Source organism: Jonesia quinghaiensis DSM 15701 (assembly GCF_000423205.1).
Taxonomy (GTDB): domain Bacteria; phylum Actinomycetota; class Actinomycetes; order Actinomycetales; family Cellulomonadaceae; genus Jonesia; species Jonesia quinghaiensis.
This window is the reverse complement of record NZ_AUHN01000006.1, coordinates 89,439-110,392: the sequence shown is the minus strand read 5'-3', so window position 1 is coordinate 110,392 and position 20,954 is coordinate 89,439. Positions and strand designations below refer to the sequence as shown.

Sequence of the window (20,954 nt, the reverse complement as noted above, 5' to 3'; positions counted from 1 at the left end):
TTTTGATATGCCGGCGATATATCGGTGCCGTTAGCCTTGGGGTATGCGCGTACTGATCGTCGAAGATGAACCCCTCATGGCTGAAGCGGTACGCGATGGGCTGCGTTTGGCCGCCATCGCCGCAGACATTGCGCTCGATGGTGACAGTGCACTGGAACTGTTAGGCGTTAATGAGTACGACATTGCCATCCTGGACCGGGACATACCCGGCCCCTCAGGCGATGACATTGCACGCCACATCGTGACGAGTGGCAGCGGCACAGCGATCATCATGCTGACCGCCGCTGATCGCCTTGATGACAAAACCTCCGGTTTTGAGATTGGGGCCGACGACTACCTCACCAAACCCTTTGAACTCAAAGAGTTAGTGCTCCGGTTACGGGCACTTGATCGGCGCCGTGGGCAACGCCGACCTCCTGTGATTGAGATAGCGGGTCTTCGGCTTGATCCGTTTCGCCGGGAAGTTTACCGGGACGGCCGGTACGTGGCGTTGACGCGTAAACAGTTCGCGGTTCTTGAAGTGCTGGTTGCTGCTGAAGGTGGGGTTGTCAGTGCGGAGGTGTTGCTCGAGAAGGCGTGGGATGAGAACGCTGACCCGTTCACCAACGCTGTTCGCATCACCGTGTCCGCTTTGCGCAAACGCCTCGGAGAGCCCTGGTTAATTGCTACCGTTCCCGGTGTTGGTTACCGCATTGACATTGACGATGCCCCCGAGGGTTCTGAGGAGGCGGACCGTGGTTAGGCGCCGCGGGTTAAGCGTCCGATGGAAGCTTACTTTTAGCTACGCCGGGTTCCTCATCGTCACTGGAGGATTCCTCTTTGGCGTGGTGTGGCTATTTCTCCTGCGGTACGTACCAGACACACTCATTAGAGCCGCGAATGTTTTTGTTCCAAACCGCTACGACCTCATGAATGCTTTTATCCCCGCCGCATCCATAACTTTCACGCTCCTGCTCATTCTTGGAGTGACTGGCGGATGGTTACTGGCAGGGCGCATGCTCAGCCCCCTCACCAAAATCACCGAGGCAACACGGGACGCAGCCAAAGGATCGCTGTCTCATCGCATCAACTTGCCTGGACGATCAGATGAGTTTCGAGAACTTGCCGACGCGTTTGACACCATGATGGAACGCATCGAAAAACAAGTGCTGGAACAGCAAAGATTCGCAGCCAACGCCTCCCACGAATTGCGCACACCACTCGCCATCACCCAGACAGTCCTTGAAGTTGCGCAGCAACGGCCCCACCCTGACCATGTCGAAGACTTAGCCCGCCTGTGGAAAGTCAACAGTAGAGCCATTGCCCTCACCGAATCCCTCCTCATGCTCAGCCGAGCAGGCGCATCACTCGACAAACGCGACGTGACAGATCTGTCACTCGTCGCTGAAGAAGCAGTGGAAACACTCATACCGTTCGCGGAAAAAGCAGGCATCACCATCACAACCGACTGCAATACGGCGCTGGTCATGGGTGAGCCTGTTTTGCTGACGCAACTCGCAACAAACCTTGTGCACAACGCGATCATGCACAACCTCCCTGATGGTGGAACTATTGACATCCGCACAGGTATGGTGGCTGACCGATGCGTGCTCATCGTTGAGAACAGCGGCGCCCACCTGTCACCCCTTCAGGTCGCCACATTCACCGAACCATTCCAACGCGGCAGCGAACGCACCCGCTACACACATGGCCCCGCCGAAAACGGGGTCGGGTTAGGGCTAGCAATCGTTGCGCGCATCGTGGAATCACACAACGGCCAACTGGACTTGGCGCCACGGGAGCATGGCGGTTTAAGGATCTATGTTGCGTTGCCCAGCGCCGAAGGGAACGCCGTTTCTAACAACCGCAGGTCGCAGACTCATGGGTGATGTGTCAGGCTCAACTAACACCAGTTAGTCGAGTTCTCAGGAGTTGTCATGTGGTTTGATTCGTGGGCTGACGTCTTCCGTGTCCTCCTCGTAGGGACCGTGACATACGCATCGCTCATAGGGTTGTTGCGGATTTCCGGCAAAAGAACTCTGAGCCAACTTAACGCTTTCGACTTCGTCATTACTGTCGCATTGGGTTCCACGCTTGCCAGCATTTTGCTCAGTAGCGACGTTTCATACGTTGAAGGGTTGACCGCACTCCTCCTTCTCGCCGGCCTACAACTCGTGATGGCGTGGGTGTCCACCCGCCTACCCGGTGCGCGCAACGCAATCACCGCATGGCCAACAGCACTTGTGGTTGACGGGCGCCTACAAACAGACGAACTACGGAGAAACCGGCTCACTGAATCTGAAGTTCTCCAGGCAATCCGTGGCGCAGGAGCCGGTGACACCACCAACGTTGCAGCTGTGGTCTTAGAAACAAACGGCAAAATCAGTGTCATTCAGAAAGGTTCGCTTGGCAACGGATCATCACTTGCTGGAGTCGCGGGGTTTCAGCATAACAACGGATAATGAACCAGTATTTTGATTAGTCAACGATGAGGCATCACCATGGCAAAACTAGATGTGCAGTCAACGCGTGAATCGCTTCGGACACAATTGTGGCCTGTACCAGTTTTCTTTATCGCCATTGCAGTAACACTCGGCCAACTACTGCCCCACATTGACCGCATCACTGATGACAGCCTCCCACCCGCTGTTTCTGGTGTCCTTTTTGGTGGAGACCCCGAAGCTGCCCGCTCGATGCTGGAAACCATTGCCGGTTCACTCATCACCGTCACGTCGCTGACTTTCTCATTGACAGTAGTAACCCTTCAACTAGCGAGCAGCCAGTTTTCGCCCCGGCTGCTGCGCACATTCACACAGGACCGATTCGTTCACAACACCCTGGCACTCTTTCTCGCCACTTTCGTTTATTCGCTGACAGTGCTGCGGAGCATTCGAGTAGAAACAAGCGAAGGTGACGGCTTCGTCCCAGAAATTTCGGTCACCGTTGCGTTCCTCCTCACTGTTGCAAGCGTCGTGGGACTCATCCTCTTTCTAGCCCACCTCACACGCCAGATTCGCGTAGAAACAATGCTGAAAAATGTTCACAGCGACACAACAACTACCCTCGCTCGGGTGTATAGCGAAAAACGCCAGACCCAAAACGGCCACCCCGTCCCCCAGACCCAAAGTTGGCCATTGAAAGCCCAAGCCTCCGGGTTTGTGACACGCATCGACGACAAAGCACTAGCCGCTGCTGCACAACGATCCCAATGCTTCATTTCTGTTGACATAGCACCTGGCACCTCCATCATCTCAGGGCTGCCGATCGCGCGGGCTTGGCCCATCGAGAACACAACAGTGGACAGAGACCAACTCCAACACCTTGAAAAGGCACTGCATCAAGGGATCAAGATTGGGTTCGAACGAACATCAACACAAGACCCATCATTTGGTTTACAGCAACTCCTTGATGTCACAGACAAAGCACTATCACCAGGTATTAATGACCCCACAACCGCAGTGCACGCACTCGGCCATATTTCCGCCGTCTTGTGCTACCTGACTACACGCATTACCGGGCCGAAATCCATCACAGATGATCATGGCAGCCCCAGGTTGCGCGTAGAACTACCCAGCTTTGTGGACCTTCTCCAACTCACCATGGACCAATTGTTAACCTACGCGTTCACAGACCCTCGAACCGCAGAAAGAACCATAAACATGTTGGGAGAGATCAAGGAAAGTTTCACAGAGAACTCGCTCTCAGCCCACAAAGCCGCCGTTCAGAACGAACTCATCCGGGTGAAGAAGACGGTGTCCTCCTCCACGCTCGAAAACAATATTCAACAGAGGCTCACAACACGCATCAGCCAGATCTAAAACTGCACAACGTAGGTGTTGCATGCTGCACCGAGACACTCGAGTGAGGTCAGTCGCCGGTGATGTTGAGGGCTTTACGAGTCCCGCATGCACCCGTCACCATCAACCACCTCAATGACATAAGCCGTGTTCCACGCCTCCACGTACGCAACCCCATTGACCTCATACGTGACATCAACACCATTGATGATGCTGCACCGAGACTCATCAACCTGCTGAATACCAACAACAAGATTGACCCGCTCACCTGGAAAAACTTCAGCACCGCGTGCGTCAATGGTTGCCTCCCATGCGGGGTAGGTGGTCTCAAACCCATCATCGGCGGGTAAAGGCGGGATCGGGTAACCAGTCCCCGCAACCTCAACACCCGGATTGTTGAGTCGCAACATCTTTGCCACACCAATCTCGACGTTGAGCGGCTCATGAGCCGTCACATCTGTAATCACCACGTTGCCGGAATCAGACGTGTTCACCGCACGAATGTTACCGACCGCGCGCTCGCGGCCATCACTCTCAGCGATCAGTGTCACGATGCGCGCCCCAGGCTCCGGGCTCGACATTTCCAGTGGTCCTTCATTGTTTGGCGCGCTGGTTGATGGAGCGCACCCTGTGAGAGTAGCTCCAACGATGACGGCGAGTGCTAAATGGTGACGCATTGTGTTGTTATGGGGAAACCAGCCATGGTTCGGTGCCTCGTTCACACCCTGCATCGTCAAATTCACCACCCATGACGCCGCCACCAACCTCAACGGCGCCAAGGTTACGCACCTGATCACCCACCGTAACGCTGTTCGCGTCAACTTTTGCGGAGGGCGGCAGCACGAGTAAATGCGTGGTTCCCTCTTCAGACTCAACACGAGGACAATAACTGTCATCAACTTTTTCGATGACCAAGTCACCGATCAAGAGCGCTTCAGGGTACCCATCCAGTTGCGTTTCGGTGTGTGGGAAATCCATGTCATCTTGCGCACTTGAACCGGTTCCGCACGCTGCGAGTGAAACCACGAGAACAGCGACCAAAACCGAGTTTTTGACTAAATTCCTTGAGTACATGGAATTATCCTATTTCCGCAACATGGAAAGCGACACCTGGCTCGCTCATCAGTGATCACTTCTGTCACACCGTCAGGCAGGCGGATGGCTTTGGCTCTTCAATTGCCCTTTCATGTGGTCTATCGAAGAGCCAGCCAAACTAACGGCCGCTCACACACGTCGCCGCCGAGATCCACACAACGCCAATCGCGTTAGCGACGATGCCGTTCGAGTACCGCCAGAGCTTCCTCTTGCACCCTGAAGTCACGGATGTAGTGATTACGTAGACGACGATCTCTCAACCAACCTCCGACCCCGGCAGCCACGACCATCACTGCACCGCACATAACAATCTTTCCTACGCGCATAGGCTCGGTGTCATCTGCATAGAAGATATAAAGCAAAAAGAAGACCAGAGCCATGATCCCGATGAAATTACAAGCCCATGAACCAACCCTCTGCATAGTGTCGATGGGGTTGGTAATCAGCGCAATAACGAGCCCCACCACAAAGAAAAGTACCGGTATCAGCAAAAACAAAAAAGGCACAGTATTTTTCCACTCTCTCTAAAACTTCAAACCGCCAACTACGCTCTGCCCATACCTGTTGTGACACCCCGACTCCTTGCCTGTGATCTACAAACCTCACTGATCGAGGGGGTCAGAACGAACATCGTTGCTGTCAACAAGTTTTCGAAGCCGCAAATTTTACGTTCCAAGGAAGTATAACTGCAGCCCAGGAAGGGTAAAGCATGGGTAGACCACACCATGGACTATCGCTGCAAAACTAGTAGCTCAGGTAGGCGGTTGAAGCGGAACTCCACCGCGTACCGGCACACACCGTTGTTGAGCCAGAAGCACCCCATCAGGCATGAACAGATGCCTCAATTGCTTCAAGTCGCGGGCCAATCGATAAGGACATCATAGTAATTTCTTGCTCGCTGATCCGATTCCTGCGTGCTGCTTCCTGCCATCCACTAATGATTTTTGTGATCCGTAAAACTCTGTCGCTAGCCTGCTCGATACTGAGGTCGCACTCATCGGCCAACGCGAGTAGGGCTCCAGCCTCGTCGGATATCGTGTCAGCTCCCATAATCGAGGTCGCGCGCGCACGCCACAGATCAGGGTTTGGATTAACATCGAAGGCTGGACTGAGCGTCCAAGCGCCTCGGTCAGCGAGGAAACCGTGGTTACGCAGGTGGTCATCTGTATTTCCGAGTGCGACGCTGGCAACAGTTCGATCAAACAGCTCATGAAGATCCGACTTGGGTGAGCGTGAGAGATCTCTGACGGTTCCCGCAATGTCGGCGTAGTCGCGGTGATCGCCGTCGTTGGCGCCCAGCGCCGTCATGACGCTGATATAGCCGAGTCGGCCCCCTTGGTCGGCACGATCAAAACGGCGCAAAATGAGCACGCTTCGCTCCCCAACCCGCGTCAACCGACGCTGCGGAACCTTGATACCTGCCGCCTCCAACAGGTCCAGCGCAGTGGCCTCCCAAGCCATGACATCCCATTGATCACTGGAGTGTGGGAACTTTGCAATCCCTAACACACCGTCTTCGAGGCGTATGGAAGCCTTTGGCCGGGCACCACCAAGCCCGGTGGTGCCCGTGTCGAGGAGTTGCTTCACTGCGGCCGCAGGGTCCGCATCTGAGGCAAGCTCGTCGGCGGCGTTGAGTAGTTCGGGAAGTGAAATCAACTGGGGAACGTGAGCTGGCGGCCCCATGAAGACGTCCTCTCCGACGCGCCGGTACCGCAATGCGCCTTGGCGAGTATCGTCACTAACGCCGAGCAGGAAATCTAGGTCATCCAAACGGCGTGGTGCTCGACCTTCGAGACGGGCACGTGAACGTTCTGCCTTCTCGATCAGGTTGCGGCCCCATCTGTCTGGCGCACTATCCGCGAATGCGCGCACAAGCCCGGGTTGGTGCTGCGCCCCCGTGACAAGCGGTAGCGCAGGGTCGATGCTCGTCCCGTCACCAGCTAGATAGCCCGCGTCGTACAGGAAAGTCGTCGAGAGCCTACCTCGCTGCCGGGTAAAGTACGCTTGGCCCACCAAAAGCGGGGAACCTGCCCGATCGATGAAAACCTCGACGGCAGTCATCGGGCACGCTTCTTATCGAGGTTGCCCGCCCGTAGTCGACCGATGTCGCTTTCGAGCGGATCGATGCTGTTAACGGCTTGGTCTAGTACACCCAAGGCGCGAAGCACCTGGGCGACGTTGCCGAAACCCACTCTCGGGTCTCCTGACTCCACCTTCCGCAAGGTGTCGCGGGTGATGCCCGCACGTTCGGCAACCTGCTGGGCAGTCAACCCAAGCACCATGCGCCAGCCACGCACGTGCTCCCCGAACTCATTCAGTTGCTCATCGATGCGATAGCCAGCCATAGTCCCCTCCCTCGCCTATGACGACTATAGCAGGCACATCGCATCGTTATGGCGACTACTCTCGCCATAGTTTGGTTTAGCTGAGGCTCTCAAACACCATCGTCGCCTGGGTGCGGTCGCCACCGCCGATCCCCTTGCTCCCACTACTTGCAGTAGTAATCGTGTGGAGCCGATAGCCCTTAGCTGCCTGCTCATTAATTGCCTGCTCCAGGGAAGATAGATTGACTGAACCTGTCCCCAAGAACTTCTCTTTGAGGACTACCTGCAAAACGACATAGTGCATGACTCTACTTCTTTCATAGTTGTGCGAATTCACCTGATACTACTCGATGCGTAAATATATTCCGTAGGACAGGGAGTTATGATTTAGTTACCAGTCGCGCCTTTCGACGAGGCACCACGGCTAGTCTTTGTGTTCGACTGCTCGGTTCTTCGCCTCAGCGAAATAGAGCGGGGGTCTCAGCCTCTCTAAAATCGTATGACCTCGCTAGGCGGTAGCTTTCTCAGAACTGCACCTATTCCGTCAAGGATGCGCTGCGCGGAACGGCTCCTATGAATCAGCAGTTTGATTGCCACACTCTGGGTGCGGCAATCGCAGGTCGGTGAACCCTCGAACGCTTCTGCCCCACCCGAAAACACTGGACTTTCGGCGCTATCAAACACCACTGCAACTGGACTACAGCAAACCGCTACTAGAACGGGAATCGACATTGTCGACAACAACTAAACCACGACGGCCGCAGTCAAAAGTTTGGCTAGTCGCAGCGAGTGGGTTGGCAATCGTCGCACTTCTCGCGGCTTTGAGTGTTTGGTTACTAGGTGGGCTCACTTCCGGCGGGAACAACCAGGTCAAGAGCCTTCTCACCAACAGTTCGTCATTAAACCCCCAAGAGAACACTGCCAGATTGTGCGAGACCATCTTATGTAACGAAGGCTGGACTACAACCGGCGGGGATTTCTTGCAGTTCGATTCGGAAGGTGAAGCCGAACAGTTCGCAACATACCTCGGAGACGACGGCAGACGTTGGAAGAATGTGGTCCTAGACATGCGTGATAAGGACCTGACCTTTGAGGACAAGAAGATGGTTATCGACACGCTCTACAGCAAGAAGGATTGGTCCTGAACAGCGATTCAGGGTACTCAAATATGTGCCACAAATAGAAGAATGCCCCGCGGAGAACTTAACCGCGGGGCATTCTTCTGCCTGAATACAAGACATATTCCATTCAGGCTGCGCACATCCTAACTATGCATAACCTTGGAGGCAGCTAAATATCGCCTTCGACAGTCCGAAATAGAGTTCACCTGAGCCTTCGTTGGACGCCATGCTCTCAATTTGGACTCCTTCTTGTCTCGCTGCCAGATGTCAGATTGACAGTCTAAATTCCGAGCCGCTGACCTTCTAGCGTCTGGAGAACCGCCGCTTATTCTACGTAGGCCCTGTTGCCAAGCAGCTTTCGCCTATGGGTGCTGGCCGCCCTCGGTGCTCAGATCAGCGAGCATCCCACTCATGCAAGAAGGAGCCAGAATCTGAACCTCATGTACGTCCCAGGCTGGGCAACTGCGCCGACGCACCAGATGCGTAGCTGACGACGGGTATCGCGCCATTCTCAGACTCTCTAGGCGCATTTTGCAAATAGCTCAATCTTGTGATGACCGAATCTGGGATGATGTGAATTAGTTCTCGCCAAGTGAAGAGACTGCATCAGCAGTCAAGGGCAGCCGTCCTCCCGAAAAGCTTTCAAACCTACCCAAACTGGCCAAGCTGATCCGTTCGTGACAACGCGTATACTTGCTTGATTCAAGAACGAACGCCGAGTAGACCCGATTGCCCCCTGATGCTTGGCATCGATTCGTTTGATTACGGAGCGTTATGGCGCATGGTCCCCACTGAAGCATTGCTTGTATCAGGCTCAGATCTGGACCTACTCACCCAGCCCCGCGATCGGTAAAACTTTGTTGTGTCCACCATATTGATTGAAGTAGTACATTCCTGAACGATGGCCCACTCTGGAACAAACATGTGGTTCGCAGTCCTAGCTCTGATGCTAAGTTACGGACGAGCCCGACTCCTGATCGAGACCGATTCGAAGGTTGATGGCGGTAATACAGGGGCAACTGAAGACACTCTCTTACCCACAGACGTGGGCTTGTAGCTGAATCTCAGATCCAACCGGTGTCAGGCGACATCCTCGGCCGTGCTGTCATTTTCCTGTCGGTCGATCAAGATCGACACCTCGACTGTCCGTGTTAGGAGAGCATCAAGCAACGCGGCGCGAGCGGTCCGGATTCGAGCAATCTCGAAGGAAACCGCCTCGAGCTGAGAGCGCATGCTATCCAACGTCGTTGCGACTTGAAGCCGCTCTTCCTCTGTCGCAGGCATCGAGACGCTCGTTGAGAACAGCTCCCGCCGATTTACCTTAGGCATCTTCAAACGAGTTGATAACGCAGTCACCTGCGCAGTGAACACGTCTTCGAGAAGAACCTCTCGCAAGAGCGACGGTGGGAAGCCATCAAGGGGCGTCAGAGGGTAGGCGTCGGCGCTACTGAGAGCGACATGGCCAGGAAACGCTGCCTTGCGCAGCGCCGGGCGGATCTTCGAGTAGACCACGTCGCGCTCACCGACGAGGTACTTGCCGCTTATTACGCCGTCTTCGCGTGCGGTACGCCCACCGACGATACGTCCTGTGTACTTTTCAATGGAGTCGACACCGAGGTGAATGAGGTTCTCGTAGCTGTTCTCCCTTGGATCCACAAGCCGAGCTTCGATTGCGCACACCGAACTCAGCGGGACCCGGGGGCAATCAGCGAGCAAGGACTGTCGAACCGCAGCAAGCAATACAGTGAGTGAGGACTCTTCTACCTCCAAGGCCTCGATGTACCGATCCACCGTGGCAATGACTTCGACCAGCCGGCGCTGGACCCGAACTGGTGGCTGAGCTACCGGCATCCCGAGAAAGTCGGCCTCTTTGAGGCGATTGCGGCTGACGGCAGTCGACCCCGTAGACAGCTCGAGAGCCTTACTGGCGAAGATCGGTGAGGAACAGTAGAGCGCGAGATACTCCGCGGTCGCCATCTCAGGGTTAACATCGAACTGAGGAAACTCATTGGACACAACGACGCCGTCGTAATCGTTGCTAACGACCGCGAATGATTGCTTCCAAGCGAACAGCCTGTTATAGATCAGAGTTCCCGGCTTCAAGGCGTAGCACTTGCCTTTGATCTCTGAGCCTGCTCGCTCTTCTCGCACGAACAGCCCCGCACCGTACCAGCGGACGCCCGCGAACCGTATGCGGTCGTCCGGCTCAGGCCTGACCTGCACGGGTTCATACTGAGAGACAAGCTCACTGAGCAGCACAAGCGGCCACTTAGACATCAAATCCCCCAATACCTGCCACACTCAACGTCTGCACCATTTCTGCAAAGGCATGGTCTCGTTGGGCTCGCGCTTCCTGCCATTCGGCCACCGCCGAGTCAAGATCATGCGTCTGGGCCTGAGGCCAAGGGTTGCGGCGGACGCCACGGGCGTCAAGGACGCCCGTGGCGTCGAAAATTGGGGCTCGCCAAGAACGCGCATCCCCATTTTCGGAGCCATCCCGAATCGCCCTCTTCACATGCATAGAAATGGCACTCCACCGGCCGCTATCTTGCCGTCCGTGACCGACACGGACCTCATGGCCATCGTCCGACAAGTCGACGAAGGTGACCATGGCGTCGCGCTCATGGCCGTTGCTCGTCTTCGTAAAACCGAAGATCGAGGTCCTAACGGCGCGGCCCTGCTCGAAGAACAGTTGCTGCGGCATGTCAATGACGAAATCCAACCGCGCTTTCCCCAAAATCACAGTTGCTGTCTTCTCGTCCTTGGACAGAGTGTTCACGGGCATGATGATGATCAGCCGACCGCCTTCTTCGAGGTATTCGATGGCCGACACGGTAAAGTTAGCTGGGTTGTCGTGTTCGTAAGGCGGGTTAATGATGCACTTCGTCGGCTGAAGCCCCTTGACATAGTCACGAAGCTTTTCGTCGGACTTCTTTACGGTGAACGTTTTGTCGCGCGTCACGAGTGAGTCGCGGAACAGCAAGTTCGACCGGCCGTCACCGTGGAGGAACATGTTCGAGCAAGCCAGAGCGAACAAGATGGGGTCGAGTTCCACTCCGATGAGTTGATGGTCGTGAATGTGTTCGATTCTTTTCTCGTCACCCTGAGCTTTGTCGACGAGTTGTTCCATTGCCTCCATCAGAAACCCGCCAGAGCCCATGCACGTGTCCAGCACGACATCGTCGCGCTCCAGACGCGCAAGGTCGACCATGAGCGACTTGATGTGGTCGGGCGTAAGAATGATGTTCTTGTTGTCCATCTTGCCCGCGCGGGAGAGAAAGATCTTGTACGCGCGGCCAAGGATGTCCCGCTTCATTGCCCGCTTAGATGGCTGGTGAACATGTTCATCGATATCGCTGATGATTGCCTTGAATTCACCGAGCGGAATATCCACCGTCTTAACGAAGGCGAATCGGTCTTCCCAGTCAATCTGTTTGGACTCAGAGTTCACCTTCTTGACCAACTGCCGCTTGACTGCTTCAACAATCTGGTCGTTAAGGTAGCGCGCCTCAACGAGCCGAGTGTCCTCCGGAACGACCTGGGACTTGTAAACAGCCCTGAACTGTGGGTCGTCCAGCGCGATCATGAGTGCCGAGAAGAACAGCGAACGCTCGGTGTCGCGCACACGCGAGTCCTTGTGGAACCGTTCATTCAAGCGCGCGAGGAAGCGGCGCAACTCAGCATCTGAGAGCGGATCGCCGTGAGCTGTCGCCTCGTAGTGCTTCGTCAGGGTTCCGAGACTCACAAGACTTCGCAGGTTGTCGAGTTCTTCGATCTCGTTAGTCTCGCCTTTCCGAAAGAGATAGGTAACCTGAAGCGACTCTTGTGTTTGACCGGACACGGCGATGCCGATGATGTCGACGTGGGGCACGGCGTTGGTTGTCATATAGCCGCGCACATCGGCCATCGCTGCCGCATGGTCAGACTTCGGACCAAGTTCTCCAGACTTCGCCTCGACGATGATCAGCCAACTACCCATGTCTTTGAAGAAGTCTGGGTACCCGCCATCCGTCGACCCCTTCCGCTTCGACTGGAACCCGAAGCTCTTCGGGATATCTCGCTTCTCGATAAACGTCGAGGCTCCATAGAACTCACGAAACAGGTTCTCTGTCGTCGATTCAGCCACGGCCACGACCTCCCGACGGAGAAGCGCTCACTTCTTGTTCCATGTCCCTCTTCCTATCGTGGACCAGTCCTACCAACGCCCCTGACCAGTCGTTTCCAAGCTCCGTGCCGAGGACCGTGAGTCCGGCGGCCGCCTCCTTGAACGCGACGCGTTCGTTCCCGCCCAGCAGAGTGGCGATCATCCCCCAAAGCAGCACATCGAACTCAGTCACTTCTTGTTCCCAGAGGTACTTTGAAAGCGGAATTCCGCTGCGTTACCGTCGGATTTCGGCATCGCGTTCTCCGGGATCCTTTTGAATCGGAAACCCTCCTGATGCGCAAGGGGCGCAGCAACCTCAAGGATTCTGATACGGAGGATTCTTAGCGCCTCGGAGAATCTCTCGAACTCCGGGTATCCAGAAACGACCGTAATTTCGTTCACGCGAATATCGCTCAGCGCTACCACGAACTCATGGACGGCATCATCGATGGCGGCAAGAACCACGCCGAACTGGGACTCAGAGTCAGTGACTCTGCCTCGGAGATTGGAAATCTTCCAGCGCAGTTCTAGCACCGCTTTCCAAACTTGATCCGGGAACTCTCTCGAGTCCTCGAAATACATGAACCTGTGTCCGTCGAGCCACTGGAGGAGATCGCGCGCATGATCATGCGAGAGGCGCACTTCCGCAAGGCGCAAGAGGCTCTGCTCTAGATCCAGGCCCACCAACCCAGACACGCGCTCCTCATGGTCGCGCTTCCAGGCCACTAGTAGCTCAGTAGGGAACGCTTCCTCGTCCGCGTCAATTCTGCCGTGACAAGGCATACACAACCACAATGCGTTGGCCTCATCTCCGCGAGAGACCGGAGATCCGTCAGGCATACGAACCAAGTCCTTACCCCTCGGCCCGCTGCCCCTGGCCGCGGCGATGTGCGCGGCCTGAGCGATAGCACGGGGCTTTCCCTTCGTCGTGACGTAGCCGGTCACACGGAGACAGTCCGGGTTTGAGCAGATATACATCGCCTTGCGCGCGACGGTCATGCGGACTGTGTCCTTGAAGTTCTCGCGTTCCGATCTAACAGTCACTTCTTACCCCCATTGCTACACGTTAAAACGGAACTCAACGACATCCCCGTCTTGCATGACGTAGTCTTTGCCTTCCATGCGGGCTTTGCCTGCGGAGCGGGCGGCTGCGACTGATCCGGTGTCGACGAGGTCGTCGAAGGAGATCACTTCAGCTTTGATGAATCCGCGTTCGAAGTCGGTGTGGATCACTCCGGCGGCTTGTGGTGCGGTCCAGCCTTTGCGGATGGTCCAGGCGCGGGCTTCTTTGGGGCCAGCGGTCAGGTAGGTTTGCAGGCCGAGGGTGGTGAATCCGACGCGTGCGAGTTGGTCGAGGCCGGCTTCTTCTTGGCCGGTTTCGGAGAGCATCTCAGCGGCTTCGTCGGGTTCAAGTTCAACGAGTTCTGATTCGAACTTCGCGTCGAGGAAGATCGCCTGTGCTGGCGCAACCATGTCACGGATTTCGGCTTGGAATTCTTTGTTGGCGAGGCCTTCGTCATCGGTGTTGAACACGTAGATGAATGGTTTCGCGGTCATGAGTTGTAGGGCTGAAACTTCGCTGAGGTCAAGCCCAGCTTTGGCTGCGCCCGCGTACAGTGTGGTGCCTTCTTCAAGGATTTTTTGGGCGAGCTTCCCGGCTTCGAGGAGTGTTGGGTCGCCCTTTTTGATTTTTACTTCTTTTTCCATGCGTACCAGCGACTTTTCGAGGGTTTGCAGGTCCGCGAGGATCAGTTCGGTGTTGATGGTTTCGATGTCGTCTTTGGGGGACACTTTGCCGTCAACGTGGATGACGTCTGGGTCCGCGAAGGCGCGGGTCACTTGGCAAATGGCGTCTGCTTCACGAATGTTCGCAAGGAACTTGTTTCCCAACCCTTCGCCTTCGGAGGCTCCGCGCACGATCCCTGCAATGTCCACAAATGACACTGTTGCGGGGAGGATGCGCTCGGAGGAGAAAATCTCCGCGAGTTTGTTGAGTCGTTCGTCGGGAAGAGGAACCACCCCGACGTTTGGTTCAATCGTGGCGAACGGGTAGTTCGCTGCGAGAACCTGTGCGCGGGTTAGCGCGTTGAAGAGGGTAGATTTTCCGACGTTGGGCAGACCAACAATTCCAATAGTAAGAGCCACAAGAGGTAAGTCTACGGGCCTACGCGTGTTCGGTGGTAGTTGGCGACACACCGCACGTGTCACATGGACTCCATTGTGGCTGGTCGCGCGCCGCTCCCCCGCTTTGTCACAGGGGTGGGTGACACTTGGTTTCATGAGTTGGGGAATTGGTGTTGTGGTGTTCATTGTCGGTGGCGTGGTGGGGGCTTTGGCTGCGTGGCTTGTCGCATCGGCCCGTGGTCAAGCGCAGTTGGTGCAGGCGCGCAGTGACGCTGCGCGGGCATCGGCTGCGTTGGATGCGCAACAGCAACTGAACAATGACCGGTTGCGTTCTGTGCAGGATGAGCAAGCCCGGTTGGCTCACCAGTTCCGGGCGTTAGCGTCTGAGGCGTTGGCGGCGAATAATGAACAGTTCTTGGATCTTGCTGAGCAGCATTTGGTGACGTTGCATGAGCGTGGGCGCACAGAGATCACTCAGCGCTCTACTGCGGTGGAGCAGATGGTGGAGCCGTTGCGGCATTCATTGAAGGACCTCACCCTGCTTGTTGGGCAGGCGGAGCAGGCGCGTGCTTCTACAGCGGCGACTCTTGGTGAGCAGGTTCGCACCATGGCGAACGTTTCTGAGCAGTTACGTAAGGAAACCCAGTCGTTGGTGGCTGCGTTGCGTACACCTGATGTTCGTGGGTCGTGGGGTGAAGCCCAGTTGCGCCGTTTGGTGGAGTCCGCGGGCATGCTGCGGCATGTGGATTTCTCTGAGCAGTTGTCGGTGCGCACCGATGATGGGGTGTTGCGCCCTGACATGGTTATTCACCTTGCTGGTGGCAAGAACGTGGTGGTGGATTCTAAGGTTGCACTCATTGGGTTTCTCGATGCCCGTGATGCGGACACTGAAAAGGTGCGGTTGGAGCGGTTGAAAGCTCACGCCCAGCACGTGCGTAAGCACGTGGACATGCTTGCTGATAAGAAGTATTGGGATCAGTTCACGAATTCACCGGAATTTGTGGTGTTGTTTTTGCCTGCTGAGTCTTTTTTGGCGTCCGCGTTGGATGTTGACAACACCCTGTTGGATCACGCGTTCTCACGCAACGTGGTGATTGCTACGCCAACAACGTTGATGGCGTTGTTGAAAACGGTTGGGTACACGTGGCGTCAGGAATCTGTCACTGAGAACGCTCAGGCGGTGCTGAAGATCGGGAAGGAACTGCATTCGCGGTTGGCGACTCTTGCCGAGCACCTGAACCGGTTGGGGCGCAGCATTCAGGGTGTCGCTGAGACGTACAACAAAACTGTTGGGTCCTTTGAATCGCGTGTCTTTGTGTCAGCGCGTAGGTTCCAGGAACTTGGTGTGACTGATGCGGGTATCACTCAAGCCGAACCTGTCACGGTGGCTCCACGCCAGGTTGATACCCCGTCATTCACTGCCGAGATTCCCACCCCGTAACCACGCAGCCCGTCACCACGCACCCCGTCACCACTCCCCTGTTCGCCCAAGAAACATCGGCTCCAGCTAAAAACGTGTGGGGTGGGTAAGCCTTACCGGCTCACCCACCCCACACGTTTTCCACCAGTTGCCGTCCCGTTGGGCACGGAACCCCGGCGCGATTCTTAGTTTGTTGACACGCTCAACGCTTTACGTGAGCCTCGCTTTGGACGCCCGTCGTCAACGCCGGCCTTCTTGAGGTCCGCACGCAGTTCCCGTGGCAGCGAGAACAGGAGGTCTTCTGTCGCAGTGCGGACCTCTTGAACGTCGCCGTATCCACGTTCTGAGAGGTAGCGCAGCACCTCTTGAACAAGGATTTCAGGCACTGATGCACCCGACGTCACACCGACGGTGTCAACGCCTTCAAGCCAGGCCTCATCGATTTCTTTTGCGTAGTCGATGAGGTATGAGGCGCGGGCACCAGCGTCAACGGCAACTTCAGTGAGGCGCACAGAGTTCGAGGAGTTGCGTGAACCGACCACCAACACGAGGTCGCAGTGTGGCGCAAACTTTTTCACCGCTACTTGGCGGTTCTGTGTTGCGTAGCAAATGTCATCGCTGGGTGGGTCTTGCAAGGTGGGGAAACGCTCGCGCAACCGGCGAACGGTTTCCATTGTTTCGTCCACTGAAAGGGTGGTCTGTGAAATCCACACGACCTTATTTGGGTCACGCACCACAACCTTGTGCACCTCATCAGGTGAGTTCACAACCTGAATGTGGTCGGGGGCTTCACCGGCGGTGCCTTCAACTTCTTCGTGACCGTCGTGGCCAATAAGCAAAATGTCGTAGTCATCTGAGGCGAAGCGCACGGCTTCTTTGTGGACCTTGGTCACCAGCGGGCAGGTGGCATCAATGGTTTGCAGGTTGCGCTGTTTCGCTGATTCAACAACCGCAGGTGACACACCGTGGGCGGAGAACACCACGCGGGCACCTTCAGGGACTTCATCTGTTTCGTTGACGAACACAGCGCCACGGTCAGTGAGGGTTTCGACCACGTACTTGTTGTGGACAATTTCTTTGCGGACATACACGGGCGCACCGTGCACTTCCAGTGCCTTCTCTACCGCAATGACGGCACGGTCAACACCAGCACAGTACCCGCGTGGGGCGGCGAGCAGCACACGTTTGCCGTTCTCGCTTTCCATGGGTTCAGTGACGGGGCGTGCTGGGGTGTCGATGGGGGCGTGCAGCGAAGACACAGGGGCTGGGGTCGTGGACGCATTGTTGTTCACACCCCTAGTCTAGGTGGGCTGTGTGAACACTGTCAGGACAAAGTGGTGTGGTCATGCGCACGATGCTCACCACTGCCCACTTTTTCCACGACATGCGCAGTTCATGAGGAGTCTCAGGCGGCGTATTGGGCAGATGTCAGGGGGATGAGGCAGGCTGGTAGGCGTGCACAATGATTCTTCTTCTTCGACGAGCCCTCTTCGCGGTAATGGTCGCGGCGGTGGTGATGCTTTGCCTGGTGGTGACGTGAGTGTTCCGACGATGGATCCGCGGCGCGAGTTGGCTGGTAAGGCGGCGGAAACGACGCGGGACAATCCGTGGCCGGTGCGGGTTCTGAGCACCAAGATTGCTGAGTATATTGATCGCATGGTGCCTCTGTGGATTGAGGGGCAGGTGGTGCAACTCAATAAACGCCCTGGTGCGGGTATGGCTTTTTTGACGTTGCGTGACACGGAGCAGGATGTGTCGTTGCCGGTGTCGATTTTTGCGCGCAATCTTGCTTCTGCGGGTCCGTTGAGTGAGGGTGCGCATGTTGTTGCGCAGGTGAAGCCGACGTTTTGGACGAAGCGTGGGAGTTTTCAACTGCAGGCTAGTGAGGTGTCGCAGGTTGGTGTTGGGGAGTTATTGGCCCGGATTGAGCAGTTGAAGGCTCAGTTGGCGGGTGAAGGGCTTTTTGATTCGGACCGGAAGAAGCCGCTACCGTTTTTGCCTCACCGTGTGGGGTTGATTTGTGGGCGGGCTTCGGAGGCGATGCATGATGTGTTGGTGAATGCTCAGGCGAGGTGGCCTGCGGTGCAGTTTGAGGTGCGTGAGGTGGCTGTGCAGGGGGTTAATGCTGTCCCTCAGGTCACCACAGCGTTGCGGGAACTTGATGCCCGTGAGGACATTGATGTCATTGTGATTACTCGTGGTGGTGGTGCGGTGGAGGATCTTTTGCCGTTTTCCAATGAGGCGTTGGTGCGTGAGGTTGCTGGCGCTCGGACCCCGATTGTGTCGGCTATTGGTCATGAGCGTGACACTCCGCTCCTTGATCTTGTTGCTGATGTGCGTGCTTCGACGCCGACGGATGCTGCGAAACGTATTGTTCCGATGGTTGCTGAGGAGCAGGCTCTTGTCGATCAGGCGGTGTCGCGTATTCGTGGTGCGTTGACGGCTTGGGTGGAGCGTGAGGAGGCGGGGTTGGCGTCGGTGCGGTCCCGTCCGAGTGTCGCAAATCCGGAACGTGCCTTGGATGTTGCTGGTGAGCAGCTTGGTCAGGTTGTTGCGCGCAGCCATCATGCTTTGGATCGGGTGCTTCTTCGCCGTAGTGCTGAGTTGTCGCAATTGCGCGCGCAGGTTACTGCGTTGTCGCCGGCTGCGACTCTTGCTCGTGGTTATGCGATTGTGCAGGGCGGTGATGGTGGTGTTGTGCGTTCAACGCAGGATGCGAGTGTGAACGACAGTGTTCAGGTTCGTTTGAGTGACGGAAGTTTGACCGTAACGGTGACTGCTGTGGATTCTGCCGTTCATCAGGGCGCTGAGTAGCGCTTGTGAGCCGGAGCGCTCCCCTTAACTGAACTCATCGTGGTTCATTGAATTTATAGTATGGCCCTCAACATTGTGGAGAACATTATGCCAAATAGCACCTCTGATACCCCTGTTGACGAGCTTTCCTACGAGCAGGCTCGTGATGAGCTCATTGCCATTGTGCAGCGCCTTGAAACGGGCAATGAGTCCCTTGAGATCTCTCTCACATTGTGGGAACGTGGTGAAGCCTTGGCTCATCGATGCCAAGAATGGTTAGACGGGGCGCGTACACGCCTCGAGAAAGTCCGCGCGCATTCCGAACAACTCAACGACGAAGAAATGTAGGGACTATGTCGCGAGATCTTTCCTCACCCATTGCGTATGTCATCGGTGAGGCGCTTGTTGATGCCGTCAGTAGGCCTGGTGAGGACCCGGTTGAGCACCCCGGTGGTAGCCCAGCAAATGTGGCATTGACGTTGGGGCGTCTTGGGCGCCCGTCAACACTGTTGACCTGGTTGGGGCGTGACGATCGCGGTCGTACTGTGACCCAGTGGTTGGAGGACTCTCATGTGGATGTTGATCCGGCCTCTTTTGGTGCTGAACGAACTTCCGTGGCACATGCGCTGATTGGTGAGACGGGTGGGGCAACCTACGAGTTTGACCTTGAGTGGAACGCGCCAGCTCACCACACCGTCCCCAGCGACGCTGTGGTGGTCCACACTGGCTCCATTGGGGCAGTTTTGGCCCCCGGTGGCACTGTGGTGCGTGACATTCTTGCTGCCGCGAAGCAGTATGCAACGTTGACTTATGACCCCAACATGCGGCCTTCGCTGATGGGTGCCCCTGATGATGTTCTCCCGCAGGTGGAGGGTTACGTTGCGCTGTGTGACGTAGTGAAGGTGTCTGATGAAGATCTGGAATGGTTGTATCCGGGTGAGCGCCCACATGACGTTGCCCAGCGTTGGGTGACGCTTGGTGCATCTCTTGTGGTGGTCACTCTTGGCGGCGATGGCGCTGTGGCTGTAACTGGTTCAGGTGAATCAGTGGAAGTTTCTGCTCCCCGAGTGGACGTTGCTGACACAGTTGGTGCAGGTGACTCCTTCATGGGGGCACTCATCCATGGCCTATGGGAACGCGACCTCCTTGGTGCTGCCCAGCGTGAAGCTCTTCGTGGCGTTTCTCCTGAGCAACTACGCGAAGTCATCGATCAGTGCGTGGCGGTAGCGGCGATCACTGTGTCGCGTGCTGGGGCCAACCCGCCGTGGCGCAGTGAACTCATCGCATCGTGAATTGACGTAGGCCCCATGTTCAGAGGGTAAGCATCGCTACACATCCAGCCGGGTGGGCAGGTACATTAACAGTGTTCTTGCCCGCCCGGTTTTGTTCGGGCTAAGTGATGCAGCGTTAGGCCCGTACTGCGCTGCCGTTGTGTCGACCGAGAGGGGTCATGATGCCCACTGGATTTTCCCCAGCACAGGCGTGGAAGCAACTGAAAGACGGAAACAACCGCTTTGTGGGTGGTTCCATGGAGCACCCTGCACAGGGGTTTGACCGCCGCGAAGAGTTGCGGGTGGCACAGCACCCCATTGCCACATTTTTTGGGTGCTCTGATTCCCGTGTTGCTGCTGAAATTATCTTTGACCAGGGCTTAGGTGACCTCTTTGTGGTGCGCACTGCTGGGCATGTCTTGGACACCACCGTCATTGGGTCCATTGAGTACGCGGTTGAAGTGTTGCGCACTCCCCTCATCGTGGTGTTGGGGCATGACAGTTGTGGCGCGGTTCAGGCGGCAACTGATGCGCTACGTACCGGTGTGCAGCCTCCGGGGTTCGTCCGTGCAGTAACTGATCGAATCATTCCCTCAATTGTGGCGATGACTACCGCTGAGGGTGGGATTGAGTCTGTGTCCGCTGATGAACTGCGCCGCGTCCACGTGCAGCACACCATGGAAATGTTGCACGGTTACTCAGCGAGTGTGCGCGGCGCCATTGACGAGGGCCGGTGCGCAGTTATCGGGTTGGAATATGACCTCAATGATGGTCAGGCACACCTCATTGGGTCCATCGGTTCCATTACTGATGATGCTGGCAGCGAGGCTGCAATGATCTAGTCCGTGTCGGTTTCGCCACACGAGGTCAGATACGGCAGGATGGT

Annotated in this window: 21 protein-coding genes; 10 read left to right on the top strand and 11 right to left on the bottom strand. The window is 56.2% G+C overall.

The features are described 5' to 3' along the window. Positions 1-43 precede the first annotated feature (43 nt). Genes G538_RS0105900 through G538_RS15325 form a run of 4 tightly spaced genes read left to right on the top strand, consistent with a single transcriptional unit; the run spans position 44 to position 3,797 of the window. Positions 44-742 carry a response regulator transcription factor gene (locus G538_RS0105900; RefSeq protein WP_029068594.1) on the top strand — a complete coding sequence of 233 codons (699 nt, stop codon included), beginning with the start codon at positions 44-46 and terminating at the stop codon, positions 740-742. After that, complete coding sequence (locus tag G538_RS0105895; RefSeq protein WP_029068593.1) at positions 735-1,868, top strand: sensor histidine kinase; 1,134 nt, start codon at positions 735-737, stop codon at positions 1,866-1,868. Before G538_RS0105900 ends, G538_RS0105895 begins: the two co-directional genes overlap by 8 nt. A gap of 48 nt (positions 1,869-1,916) precedes the next feature. Next, complete coding sequence (locus G538_RS0105890) at positions 1,917-2,441, top strand: DUF421 domain-containing protein (RefSeq protein ID WP_029068592.1); 525 nt, start codon at positions 1,917-1,919, stop codon at positions 2,439-2,441. Between the two features lie 39 nt (positions 2,442-2,480). Continuing rightward, a complete protein-coding gene (locus tag G538_RS15325) occupies positions 2,481-3,797 on the top strand; it encodes a DUF2254 domain-containing protein (RefSeq protein WP_051196624.1) in 1,317 nt (438 codons plus the stop codon). Positions 3,798-3,871: 74 nt separating this feature from the next. Here the strand turns inward: G538_RS15325 and G538_RS0105880 are convergent, their stop codons facing one another. The 6 genes from G538_RS0105880 to G538_RS0105855 all read right to left on the bottom strand — a co-directional run bounded on the left by G538_RS0105880 (position 3,872) and on the right by G538_RS0105855 (position 7,499). Then, complete coding sequence (locus G538_RS0105880) at positions 3,872-4,453, bottom strand: hypothetical protein (RefSeq protein ID WP_157544316.1); 582 nt, start codon at positions 4,451-4,453, stop codon at positions 3,872-3,874. Positions 4,454-4,460: 7 nt separating this feature from the next. Beyond that, positions 4,461-4,850, bottom strand: coding sequence for a hypothetical protein (locus G538_RS0105875; RefSeq protein WP_029068590.1), 390 nt, complete (start codon positions 4,848-4,850; stop codon positions 4,461-4,463). A 191-nt stretch (positions 4,851-5,041) separates the two neighbouring features. Continuing rightward, a complete protein-coding gene (locus G538_RS0105870; protein WP_029068589.1) occupies positions 5,042-5,377 on the bottom strand; it encodes a hypothetical protein in 336 nt (111 codons plus the stop codon). A gap of 316 nt (positions 5,378-5,693) precedes the next feature. Next, on the bottom strand, positions 5,694-6,932 hold the full coding sequence (locus G538_RS0105865; protein ID WP_029068588.1) for a type II toxin-antitoxin system HipA family toxin: 1,239 nt from the start codon (positions 6,930-6,932) through the stop codon (positions 5,694-5,696). Next, positions 6,929-7,216, bottom strand: coding sequence for a helix-turn-helix domain-containing protein (locus G538_RS0105860; protein WP_029068587.1), 288 nt, complete (start codon positions 7,214-7,216; stop codon positions 6,929-6,931). Before G538_RS0105860 ends, G538_RS0105865 begins: the two co-directional genes overlap by 4 nt. A gap of 76 nt (positions 7,217-7,292) precedes the next feature. Next, positions 7,293-7,499 carry a DUF4177 domain-containing protein gene (locus G538_RS0105855; protein WP_035833454.1) on the bottom strand — a complete coding sequence of 69 codons (207 nt, stop codon included), beginning with the start codon at positions 7,497-7,499 and terminating at the stop codon, positions 7,293-7,295. A 622-nt stretch (positions 7,500-8,121) separates the two neighbouring features. On the opposite strand from G538_RS0105855, the gene G538_RS17970 reads away from it, so the two are divergent. Next, positions 8,122-8,340: a hypothetical protein gene (locus G538_RS17970; RefSeq protein ID WP_157544315.1), complete on the top strand. Its 219-nt coding sequence runs from the start codon at positions 8,122-8,124 to the stop codon at positions 8,338-8,340. Between the two features lie 1,056 nt (positions 8,341-9,396). On the opposite strand, the gene G538_RS17270 is transcribed toward G538_RS17970, so the two are convergent. From G538_RS17270 to ychF, 4 genes are all read right to left on the bottom strand, one after another. Beyond that, positions 9,397-10,593, bottom strand: a complete 1,197-nt coding sequence (locus tag G538_RS17270) for a restriction endonuclease subunit S domain-containing protein (RefSeq protein ID WP_029068584.1) — start codon at positions 10,591-10,593, stop codon at positions 9,397-9,399. Next, on the bottom strand, positions 10,586-12,442 hold the full coding sequence (locus G538_RS17725) for an HsdM family class I SAM-dependent methyltransferase (RefSeq protein ID WP_157544313.1): 1,857 nt from the start codon (positions 12,440-12,442) through the stop codon (positions 10,586-10,588). The genes G538_RS17270 and G538_RS17725 overlap by 8 nt, the downstream gene beginning before the upstream one ends. A 207-nt stretch (positions 12,443-12,649) precedes the next feature. Next, positions 12,650-13,459: a hypothetical protein gene (locus G538_RS17260; RefSeq protein WP_051196623.1), complete on the bottom strand. Its 810-nt coding sequence runs from the start codon at positions 13,457-13,459 to the stop codon at positions 12,650-12,652. Positions 13,460-13,519: 60 nt separating this feature from the next. After that, complete coding sequence (gene ychF, locus G538_RS0105810; protein WP_029068582.1) at positions 13,520-14,605, bottom strand: redox-regulated ATPase YchF; 1,086 nt, start codon at positions 14,603-14,605, stop codon at positions 13,520-13,522. A gap of 133 nt (positions 14,606-14,738) precedes the next feature. Between ychF and G538_RS15305 the strand changes: the two genes are divergently transcribed. Continuing rightward, positions 14,739-16,025 (top strand): DNA recombination protein RmuC, encoded by a 1,287-nt coding sequence (locus G538_RS15305; RefSeq protein ID WP_157544312.1) that lies wholly within the window; start codon positions 14,739-14,741, stop codon positions 16,023-16,025. Between the two features lie 164 nt (positions 16,026-16,189). On the opposite strand, the gene G538_RS0105800 is transcribed toward G538_RS15305, so the two are convergent. After that, complete coding sequence (locus tag G538_RS0105800; protein ID WP_035833632.1) at positions 16,190-17,209, bottom strand: 4-hydroxy-3-methylbut-2-enyl diphosphate reductase; 1,020 nt, start codon at positions 17,207-17,209, stop codon at positions 16,190-16,192. Positions 17,210-17,459: 250 nt separating this feature from the next. Here G538_RS0105800 and xseA point away from each other — a divergent pair, with 250 nt between their 5' ends. From xseA to G538_RS0105780, 4 genes are all read left to right on the top strand, one after another. Beyond that, positions 17,460-18,818, top strand: coding sequence for an exodeoxyribonuclease VII large subunit (xseA, locus tag G538_RS15300; protein WP_245566802.1), 1,359 nt, complete (start codon positions 17,460-17,462; stop codon positions 18,816-18,818). A gap of 60 nt (positions 18,819-18,878) precedes the next feature. Beyond that, positions 18,879-19,145, top strand: a complete 267-nt coding sequence (locus G538_RS0105790; RefSeq protein WP_425402180.1) for an exodeoxyribonuclease VII small subunit — start codon at positions 18,879-18,881, stop codon at positions 19,143-19,145. A gap of 5 nt (positions 19,146-19,150) precedes the next feature. Then, the gene (locus G538_RS0105785) at positions 19,151-20,089 is read left to right on the top strand and encodes a carbohydrate kinase family protein (protein WP_029068579.1); all 939 of its coding nucleotides are present in this window, start codon (positions 19,151-19,153) and stop codon (positions 20,087-20,089) included. Between the two features lie 161 nt (positions 20,090-20,250). Further along, positions 20,251-20,910, top strand: a complete 660-nt coding sequence (locus G538_RS0105780) for a carbonic anhydrase (protein ID WP_029068578.1) — start codon at positions 20,251-20,253, stop codon at positions 20,908-20,910. The last annotated feature ends 44 nt before the right edge of the window (positions 20,911-20,954 follow it).

Coding starts and splice junctions, on each gene's coding strand:
- G538_RS0105780 (WP_029068578.1), top strand. CDS start 20,251: ATGCCCACTGGATTTTCCCCAGCACAGGCGTGGAAGCAACTGAAAGAC.
- G538_RS15305 (WP_157544312.1), top strand. CDS start 14,739: ATGAGTTGGGGAATTGGTGTTGTGGTGTTCATTGTCGGTGGCGTGGTG.
- G538_RS0105900 (WP_029068594.1), top strand. CDS start 44: ATGCGCGTACTGATCGTCGAAGATGAACCCCTCATGGCTGAAGCGGTA.
- G538_RS0105785 (WP_029068579.1), top strand. CDS start 19,151: ATGTCGCGAGATCTTTCCTCACCCATTGCGTATGTCATCGGTGAGGCG.
- G538_RS0105790 (WP_425402180.1), top strand. CDS start 18,879: ATGGCCCTCAACATTGTGGAGAACATTATGCCAAATAGCACCTCTGAT.
- G538_RS0105875 (WP_029068590.1), bottom strand. CDS start 4,850: ATGTACTCAAGGAATTTAGTCAAAAACTCGGTTTTGGTCGCTGTTCTC.
- G538_RS17270 (WP_029068584.1), bottom strand. CDS start 10,593: ATGTCTAAGTGGCCGCTTGTGCTGCTCAGTGAGCTTGTCTCTCAGTAT.
- G538_RS17260 (WP_051196623.1), bottom strand. CDS start 13,459: ATGACCGTCGCGCGCAAGGCGATGTATATCTGCTCAAACCCGGACTGT.
- G538_RS0105865 (WP_029068588.1), bottom strand. CDS start 6,932: ATGACTGCCGTCGAGGTTTTCATCGATCGGGCAGGTTCCCCGCTTTTG.
- G538_RS0105890 (WP_029068592.1), top strand. CDS start 1,917: ATGTGGTTTGATTCGTGGGCTGACGTCTTCCGTGTCCTCCTCGTAGGG.
- G538_RS15325 (WP_051196624.1), top strand. CDS start 2,481: ATGGCAAAACTAGATGTGCAGTCAACGCGTGAATCGCTTCGGACACAA.
- G538_RS0105855 (WP_035833454.1), bottom strand. CDS start 7,499: ATGCACTATGTCGTTTTGCAGGTAGTCCTCAAAGAGAAGTTCTTGGGG.
- G538_RS0105800 (WP_035833632.1), bottom strand. CDS start 17,209: ATGGAAAGCGAGAACGGCAAACGTGTGCTGCTCGCCGCCCCACGCGGG.
- G538_RS0105860 (WP_029068587.1), bottom strand. CDS start 7,216: ATGGCTGGCTATCGCATCGATGAGCAACTGAATGAGTTCGGGGAGCAC.
- G538_RS0105880 (WP_157544316.1), bottom strand. CDS start 4,453: ATGCGTCACCATTTAGCACTCGCCGTCATCGTTGGAGCTACTCTCACA.